Annotated in this window: 2 pseudogenes; both read left to right on the top strand. The window is 59.7% G+C overall.

The window, feature by feature from the left end:
• Positions 1–129: pseudogene (locus IM317_RS23745) on the top strand (sugar ABC transporter permease); the annotation flags it as partial.
• Positions 122–258: pseudogene (locus IM317_RS23740) on the top strand (carbohydrate ABC transporter permease); the annotation flags it as partial. The pseudogenes IM317_RS23745 and IM317_RS23740, both read left to right, overlap by 8 nt.

Here is a 258-nt window from a genome sequence, read left to right as displayed (position 1 = left end):
GACATGGGCTATGGTGCCGCGCTGGCGTGGGTGCTGTTCCTCGTCGTGGCGGTCTTTGCGTCGATCGCCTTTAAGTCATCGAAATACTGGGTCTTCTACTCCGCCGATAAGGGAGGCAAAAATGGCTGATATTCAACAGATGGCGCCGGTGATGAGCGACGCCGATCGTGAGGTCGCCCGTACGCTGCGCCGGGAAAAGGTGAGCCGGGTGGTGCGCTACGTCGTGCTGATATTCGTCGGCCTGCTGATGCTCTACCC

It is taken from the genome of Enterobacter cloacae complex sp. S3 (assembly GCF_014930495.1).
Lineage (GTDB): Bacteria > Pseudomonadota > Gammaproteobacteria > Enterobacterales > Enterobacteriaceae > Enterobacter > Enterobacter asburiae_B.
This window is presented reverse-complemented; position numbering and strand designations above follow the sequence as displayed.